Source organism: Dehalococcoidales bacterium (assembly GCA_041652735.1).
Classification (GTDB): domain Bacteria; phylum Chloroflexota; class Dehalococcoidia; order Dehalococcoidales; family RBG-16-60-22; genus RBG-13-51-18.
On the sequence record JBAZGT010000029.1, the window covers coordinates 22,277 to 29,599 of the forward strand.

The window sequence follows — 7,323 nt, forward strand, 5'->3', positions numbered from 1 at the left end:
ATGGAAACAGAAAAGAACGGTATGGACTCGCTGCGTAGCGGCGACAATTTTGAAGAAATACAGCACCCGAATTTAATGGACTCCGAAGAAAAACCGGACGCGATATTCGGCGCGGCGCTGGGCACGGACGAGGAGATGGAAGGCGAAGACATACCCGAACCCGACGAGCTTTGGGAAAAAGGCAAGGGCTACGAGGACGGCAAGGACGACAGCAGCCTGGATATAGACCTGGAAATGCCGGCGGAGGAAGTGGCCGAGCAGGACATCACCGACGACCCCGTGCGCATTTACCTCCATGAAATAGGCAGGGTGCACCTGCTGACCGCCGAGGATGAAAAGAACCTGGCCAAACGCATGGAAGAAGACAAGTACATCAAAATCATCCGGCGCGAGTTCAACCAGAAAAACGGGCGCCAGCCCACGGCGGCGGAAATTATCACCGCCATCCTGCAAAACATGGCGCAGTCCTCCGAGCTGGTCCATCAGCTCCAGGAAAAGCTCGGGCTGCACAAGAACAAGAGCTTTATCAAAAGCGTTTATGATGAAAAACTCCAGGAGACCATCGATAACTCCATCGACCCCCTGGAAGTGCATGACTTCGCCGCCAAGATGGGCAAGACGGTATCCGAAACGGAAGATATGCTGGTGCGGCTTTCCATGGGCAGCCGGCTGCTCCCGAACGAAGCCCGCACCGCCATCAAACACGATATCAACCTGACGGACATGGACAAGCTGGTAACGGACCAGGACTTCAACAATTTCCTGCAAGCCCATGAAAGGCAGTTCTCTTCCTATATCAGTGAAGTCACCTATGAAGGCAAAAAAGCGGAGCGGCACCTTATCGAGGCCAACCTGCGCCTGGTGGTGAGCGTGGCCAAGAAGCACATCGGGCGCGGCATGTCTCTGCTCGACCTTATCCAGGAGGGCAACATCGGGCTGATGCGGGCGGTGGAAAAGTTCGACTACCGCAAGGGTTACAAATTCAGCACCTACGCCACCTGGTGGATACGGCAGGCGCTGACCCGCGCCATTGCGGACCAGGCCCGCACCATCCGCATACCGGTGCACATGGTGGAAACCATCAACCGCCTTTTGAGAATCAGCCGCCGCCTGGCCCAGGAGTACGGGCGGGAGCCCACCTCAAGAGAGATAGCCAAAGAGATGGAAGTCTCCAGCGACAAGGTACGGGAAATCGTTAAAGTTTCCCAGCTCCCCATTTCCCTGGAGTCCCCCATCGGCGAGGAAGAGGACAGCCCGCTGGGCAACTCTATTGAAGACCGCAACGCCCTGCCGCCGGTGGACATCGCCTCCAAGCAGCTATTGAAGGAGCAAATCGAGGACGTTCTCGGCACCCTTACCCCCCGCGAGCAGCGCGTATTACAGCTAAGATTCGGGCTGGAAGACGGGCGCAGCCGCACTCTAGAGGAAGTGGGGGTGGAGTTCAACGTGACACGAGAGCGCATCCGCCAGATTGAAGCCAAAGCGTTACGCAAGCTGCGCCACCCCTCCCGCAGTCGCAAACTTAAGGACTACCTGGAGTAGCCGGCGAGCTGTCATTGCGGGCCATCCCGGCGCGTCCCGGCAGCCATGTCAGCGAGCCGGGAAGCACGGCGTTTACACGGAGCGGAGCGAGTTCGCGCCTGGCAACGACGCGTGTTTGGGGCAGATATTAACCAAATATTATCCCAAGCAGACATTTCCTTCAATTAACTGTTTTATTTGTTACTTTCTTGTGCTATAATACGAAAACCATGAAAACAAACGTATTATCTCTGAAAAGGAGAAGGAGCGGGCTCTTTTAATTAGCAGCGCAGGTGTTCCGTCGGTTTTTAGTAAAGGGGCTTAAAAAGCCCCTTTTTTATTATCACAAGAGGTGACTGAAATTAAAAAATTTTTTGTAATGTGGTCCAGCCAGGCGTTTTCCTTAATTGGGAGCGCGGTAGTGGAGTTCGCCCTGGCCTGGTATTTGACCAGGGAAACCGGCCGCGCCACGATACTGGCTACCGCCGTGATACTGGCTTTGATTCCTTCGATCGTTTTAGGGCCGTTTATCGGGCCGTTCATCGACCGCTGGGACCGGAAGAAAATCATGATTTTCTCCGACCTTTTCGTCACCCTGGTAACGGTGGGGCTGATGTTTCTTTTCTTAACAAAACAGATAGAAATCTGGCATATCTATGCCGCCATGGTATTAAGAGCCATCGGGCAGGCATGCCAGTTCCCGGCCATGATGGCTTCCGTCTCCATCATCGTGCCGGATAAAGACCTGGCGCGGGCCAACGGGCTTAACGAGACACTGAACGGCATTATCAACATCGGGGCCCCGCCCCTTGGCGCTTTTCTGATGGAAATGCTCCCCATGCAAAGGGTACTGGCCGTGGACATCGTGACGGCGGCAATCGCCATCATCTGCCTGCTCTTCATAACCATACCGCGGCCGGCGCGCACTACCCTGGCCGCCAAGGCTAACGTCATCGGGGACATGCTGCAAAGCTTCCGCTACGTATGGTCGAGGCGCGGCCTGGCCCTGCTGTTGGGGCTGGTAGGTCTTTACGGTCTTTTTACCACGCCCGCCTTTACCCTGCTGCCCATCCTGGTGAACAACCAACTGGGCGGGGACGTGCTCAAACTGGGGTGGCTGAACTCCTGCTTCGGGGTGGGGATGATTTTAGGGGGGCTATTGCTGGGGATATGGGGCGGTTTCAAAAAACGCATCCTTACTTCCACGCTGGGACTGGTAATCATAGGCATCTCGATGGTCGGGCTGGGATTTACATCAGAGAGGCTTTACTATTTTGCCCTGTCCGTAAATTTGCTGTTGGGAGCCGGTATCGCTATCGCCAACGCGCCTTTCTGGGCAATTATGAACTCCGTGGTGGCTAAAGACATGCAGGGGCGTGTTTTTTCACTGTTAAGCTCGATAAACGGGGTGATGGTCCCGCTGGGGCTGGCTATCGCCGGGCCGCTGGCGGATAAAATAGGCGTGCGCTGGATATTTATCATCTGCGGCGCAGGCTTTATGATTATAACGCCGCTGCAGCTTTCCAGCCGGCATATTATGAATGTGGAAAGCCTTTCAGCGGAATAACTATATTGCAGAGGTTGCGTTATATAATGTAGAAAGATTAATAAAGAGGGTTACTGATATGACTGGAATTAAATTAGTTTGCACTTCAATCATTATAGTTATCCTGATGCTGGCAGGCGGCGCCTGCTCCAGTACCACCTATACCGAGGAGCAAAGCCGCGCCATCGCCGAAGAATTTGCTAAAGTGGAAGCTACCTATATCTTTGATGGTACGCCGTGGTCTTTTAAGCTGACGGATACCACGGAGGCGGAAGGCGGGTGGCAATTTACCTATGAGTACGTTAGCTCCCATGCCGGCTACGGCGACCGGGACGGGCAGATGCTGGCCCAGGTAGAAACGAATCACACGGCGGTAATCACGGTGGTGAAGGGCAAGGTAACTACGGCGGTGATGGACAAGGCCTGGGACATGGTAAAGCAGCAGATGGTCTACGATATGGTGATAGACCTGATGCCGATAGAGGAAGTGACGGCCGACCTGCTGTTATCAAACCCGCCGCAAATCGGCGTTTACATCAAGGGCGGCCTGCGGGACGGCTGCACCATTTTTCATGACCTTAAGATAACGAGGGATGGAGATGTTATCAACATCGAGGTCACCACCCAGCACCCCAAAGACGCCGTTTGCCCGGCGGTCTATACCTACTTCGAGACGAACATCAGCCTGGGCACCGATTTTACTTACGGCACCACTTACACCATCAATGTGAACGACTATACCACCACGATTGATTATTAGGCGGGGGGACAGTTTTAACTTTAGCGTTTTGAGCTTTGAGCTACCTAAACATCCCCATCATGTTTTTAGGGAGCTTGCCGCCCATGCCCATCTTCACAATTTTTTTACATCTGCGCGTACATATTGCTTCATTTGACCCACTTATTCTCAAGCCTCTATAATTAGTGATTATTATCTTTACTCCTAAGCCGTCTCCCAATATCATATGAGAGAATAACCGCGTTGAAGAAGTTTTTTGTTCTCTGGTCCAGCCAGGCGTTTTCCATATTCGGCAGTTCCGTGGTGGGATTTGCGCTGGCATGGTATCTGGCCAAAGAGACCGGCTCCGCCACGGTACTTTCCATGGCTATGCTGGCAAACCTGCTTCCGCAGGTTGTCCTCGGTCCCTTTATCGGGCCATTCATCGACCGGTGGAACCGCAAGAAGATTATGATCTACAGCGACCTCGTCACGGCGCTGCTGACGCTGGTGCTGGTAGTGGCATTTTATACCGGTGCTATTCAAGTCTGGCTGATTTACGTTATCATGGTCGGCAGGTCTATAGGCGGGTCTTTCCAGCGTCCGGCTTTGAGCGCTTCCATGCCCATGATCGTGCCGGACAAACATTTGGTAAGAGCTAACGGGCTCAATATGACGCTCAATGGCGCTATAAATATCGTTGCGCCTATGGCCGGGGCGCTCTTAATGGAAGCACTTAAAATGCAGTGGGTGCTTTCCGTGGATATCATTACGGCGGTAATTGCCGTAGGCTGTTTGCTTCCGCTGGCCATACCGCAGCCGCCGCGTACTGGTACACTAGATAAGCCGAATTATTTTGCAGACTTGAGGCAGGGTTTCCGCTACATCGCATTATGGCGGGGTCTGTTGTATCTGCTTATTCTGATTGCGATATTGATGTTCTTTGCCGCGCCGGTAAATGCTCTGCGTCCATTGTTCGTGACGCAATATTTTGGCGGGGATGTACTAAAACTCGGCTGGTTGGGGACAGTTGCTTCGGTTGGTACTATCGGCGGTGGGCTGCTTCTAAGCGCCTGGGGCGGATTCAAGCGGCGTATTATTACCTCTTTGATTGGCATAATGATCCAGGGTCTCACAGTGTTTGTCTTCGGCTTTACCACGGAAAGTCTTTTCTTCCTGGCCCTGGCGATGGTGTTTATTTCAGGTTTGAGCGGGGCCATCCTCAACGCGAACATCGGGGCTATAATACAATCGGTGGTGGCTAAAGACATGCAGGGAAGGGTAGTTTCTTTACAATACGCTCTCGGCGGGTCAATGACGCCACTGGCGCTGGTGATTGCCGGGCCGGTTGCCGATGCTATCGGTTTACGGACGATATGGTACGTTTGCGGAGCGGTAATGTTCTTATTAACCGGCGCCGCGTTCTTTTCCCGCGATATAATGAATATTGAAAATCAGAAGGCAGTAGAGAAACCTGCGGTTGATAGTTAACAGTCTACAGTTAATAGTAAACAGTAACCCTATCCCCTTTTCCCCCTCCAAAAACTAGTAACTGAGCAACTAATAGCTAAAAACTACTGCTTCCCGAACATCCCCATCATGTTTTTAGGGAGCTTGCCGCCCATGCCCATTTTGACCAGCTTCTGCATCTGGGAGAACTGGTTTAATAGCTGATTGACATCGTGCGTCTGGGTGCCGCTGCCCCGGGCGATGCGCTTGCGCCGGCTCCCCCCTATTATCCCGGGGTTCTTTCTTTCCTGCGGCGTCATGGAAAGAACGATGGCTTCCACTTTCTTGAGCTGAGCTTCCTGGGCGCCGTCCGGCAGCTTGGCCGCCAGCTTACCCATGCCCGGCAGCATTTCCGCCAGGTGGGAAATAGGGCCCATTTTCTTGATGGCTCTAAGCTGCTCTAAAAAGTCCTCCAGGTCGAACCCGGACTTGCGTATCTTTTTCTGGAGCTCCAGCGCCTTCTTTTCGTCCAGGGTCTTTTCCGCTTTCTCGATGAAGGTGAGGACATCACCCATGCCCAGGATGCGGGAAGCCAGCCGGTCCGGGTAGAAAGGCTCGAAGTTGTCCGCCTTTTCCCCCATCCCGATAAACTTAATCGGCACGCCGCTGACCCACCTTATGGAAAGCGCGGCGCCGCCGCGGGCATCGCCGTCCATCTTGGTCATGATGAGCCCGGTAACGTTGACCCGGGTGTGGAACTCCTCCGCCACGCGCACGGCGTCCTGGCCGGTCATGGCGTCCACCACCAGCAGCACCTCGTCCGGCTTGATGACCTTTTTCACCTGCTCCAGCTCCGCCATCAGATCCTCGTCGATGTGGAGTCGGCCGGCGGTATCGACGATGACATGGGTAGCGGCGATGCGTTTGGCCTCGGCCATGCCGTGGGCGGCGATGTCTTTAGAGGAGTTTTTAGGGTCTTCATGGAACACCGGCACCTCAAGCTGCTTGCCTAAAGTTACCAGCTGCTCGATGGCGGCGGGGCGGCGGTTATCGGCGGCTACCAAAAGCGGTTTCTGCCCGCCGTGCTTTAAAAGCAGCGCCAGCTTGGCGGCAGTGGTCGTTTTACCGGAGCCCTGCAACCCCACCATTAAAATGACGGCGGGGGGCTGGGAAACGCTAACGAGCTTGCTGGAAGCGCCGTCCCCCAGGGTCTTGATCAGCTCCTCGTTAACGATTTTAACGATTTGCTGGCCGGGGGAAAGGCTTTCCATGACCTCTTTGCCGATAGCGCGTTCCTTGACGCGACCGGTAAAGTCCTTGACCACCTTGAAATTGACGTCCGCCTCCAAAAGCGCCAGGCGCACCTGCCGCAGGGCTTCATCGATGTCTTTTTCCGTGAGCTTGCCGCGGTTGCCCAGCAGCTTAAAGACGGCGTTTAGTTTTTCCGCGAGGACTTCAAACATGATAGTTTAATTATACGGGGAAAGCAGGAGAGGGGGCAAGGGAGGGGCTACCTCACCCCCTAACCCCCTCTCCGCTGGCAGAGAGGGGGAACTATTATTGAGAGGTAGTCAGATACAGAGATATTTGTTTTATAATCCCATCAATATTATTGAGAACAGACTCATTAGTAAAATGAATAACGCGGAAATTATTCGTCTCCAAAAATTCATGCCTTACCAAGTCTTCTTTTTTTGTGTATTGATGTATTTCACCATCCACCTCTATTACCAGTTGGGCTCTGGCGCAATAAAAATCCACGATGAATCTTTCAATGCTGTGCTGACGCCTGAACCTGTATCCCTGCAACTGACCGTTACGCAAACGCTGCCAGAGTAGGCTCTCGGCTTCAGTCGGTTTCCGTCTCATTTCCCTGGCTAACGGTCTTAGCTTTTCCCACAAAACGGTATTAGTGCGCCATCTTTTATCTCTATTAATCATACTAATAGCATTATTGTTTTTTATCATATCACCTCCCCTCCCCCTCTCCGTCAACGGAGAGCAACTGTGTTAATTTATACATATTGCCAAGCTCTTTGATGTTTTAAAATTGAGTTCATGATAGTGAGCAGCCGCCTCATGCAGGCGA

Annotated in this window: 6 protein-coding genes; 4 read left to right on the forward strand and 2 right to left on the reverse strand. The window is 53.2% G+C overall.

Annotated elements, in window-relative coordinates:
• The 4 genes from rpoD to WC370_09815 all read left to right on the forward strand — a co-directional run bounded on the left by rpoD (nucleotide 1) and on the right by WC370_09815 (nucleotide 5,276).
• On the forward strand, nucleotides 1-1,542 hold the full coding sequence (gene rpoD, locus WC370_09800) for an RNA polymerase sigma factor RpoD (GenBank protein ID MFA5309759.1): 1,542 nt from the start codon (nucleotides 1-3) through the stop codon (nucleotides 1,540-1,542).
• A gap of 331 nt (nucleotides 1,543-1,873) precedes the next feature.
• The gene (locus WC370_09805) at nucleotides 1,874-3,088 is read left to right on the forward strand and encodes an MFS transporter (GenBank protein ID MFA5309760.1); all 1,215 of its coding nucleotides are present in this window, start codon (nucleotides 1,874-1,876) and stop codon (nucleotides 3,086-3,088) included.
• 58 nt (nucleotides 3,089-3,146) lie between these two features.
• Nucleotides 3,147-3,827 (forward strand): hypothetical protein, encoded by a 681-nt coding sequence (locus tag WC370_09810; protein ID MFA5309761.1) that lies wholly within the window; start codon nucleotides 3,147-3,149, stop codon nucleotides 3,825-3,827.
• 222 nt (nucleotides 3,828-4,049) lie between these two features.
• A complete protein-coding gene (locus WC370_09815; protein ID MFA5309762.1) occupies nucleotides 4,050-5,276 on the forward strand; it encodes an MFS transporter in 1,227 nt (408 codons plus the stop codon).
• A gap of 83 nt (nucleotides 5,277-5,359) precedes the next feature.
• Here the strand turns inward: WC370_09815 and ffh are convergent, their stop codons facing one another.
• Nucleotides 5,360-6,697 (reverse strand): signal recognition particle protein, encoded by a 1,338-nt coding sequence (ffh, locus tag WC370_09820; protein ID MFA5309763.1) that lies wholly within the window; start codon nucleotides 6,695-6,697, stop codon nucleotides 5,360-5,362.
• A 94-nt stretch (nucleotides 6,698-6,791) separates the two neighbouring features.
• Complete coding sequence (locus WC370_09825) at nucleotides 6,792-7,202, reverse strand: endonuclease domain-containing protein (GenBank protein MFA5309764.1); 411 nt, start codon at nucleotides 7,200-7,202, stop codon at nucleotides 6,792-6,794.
• Nucleotides 7,203-7,323: the final 121 nt, after the last annotated feature.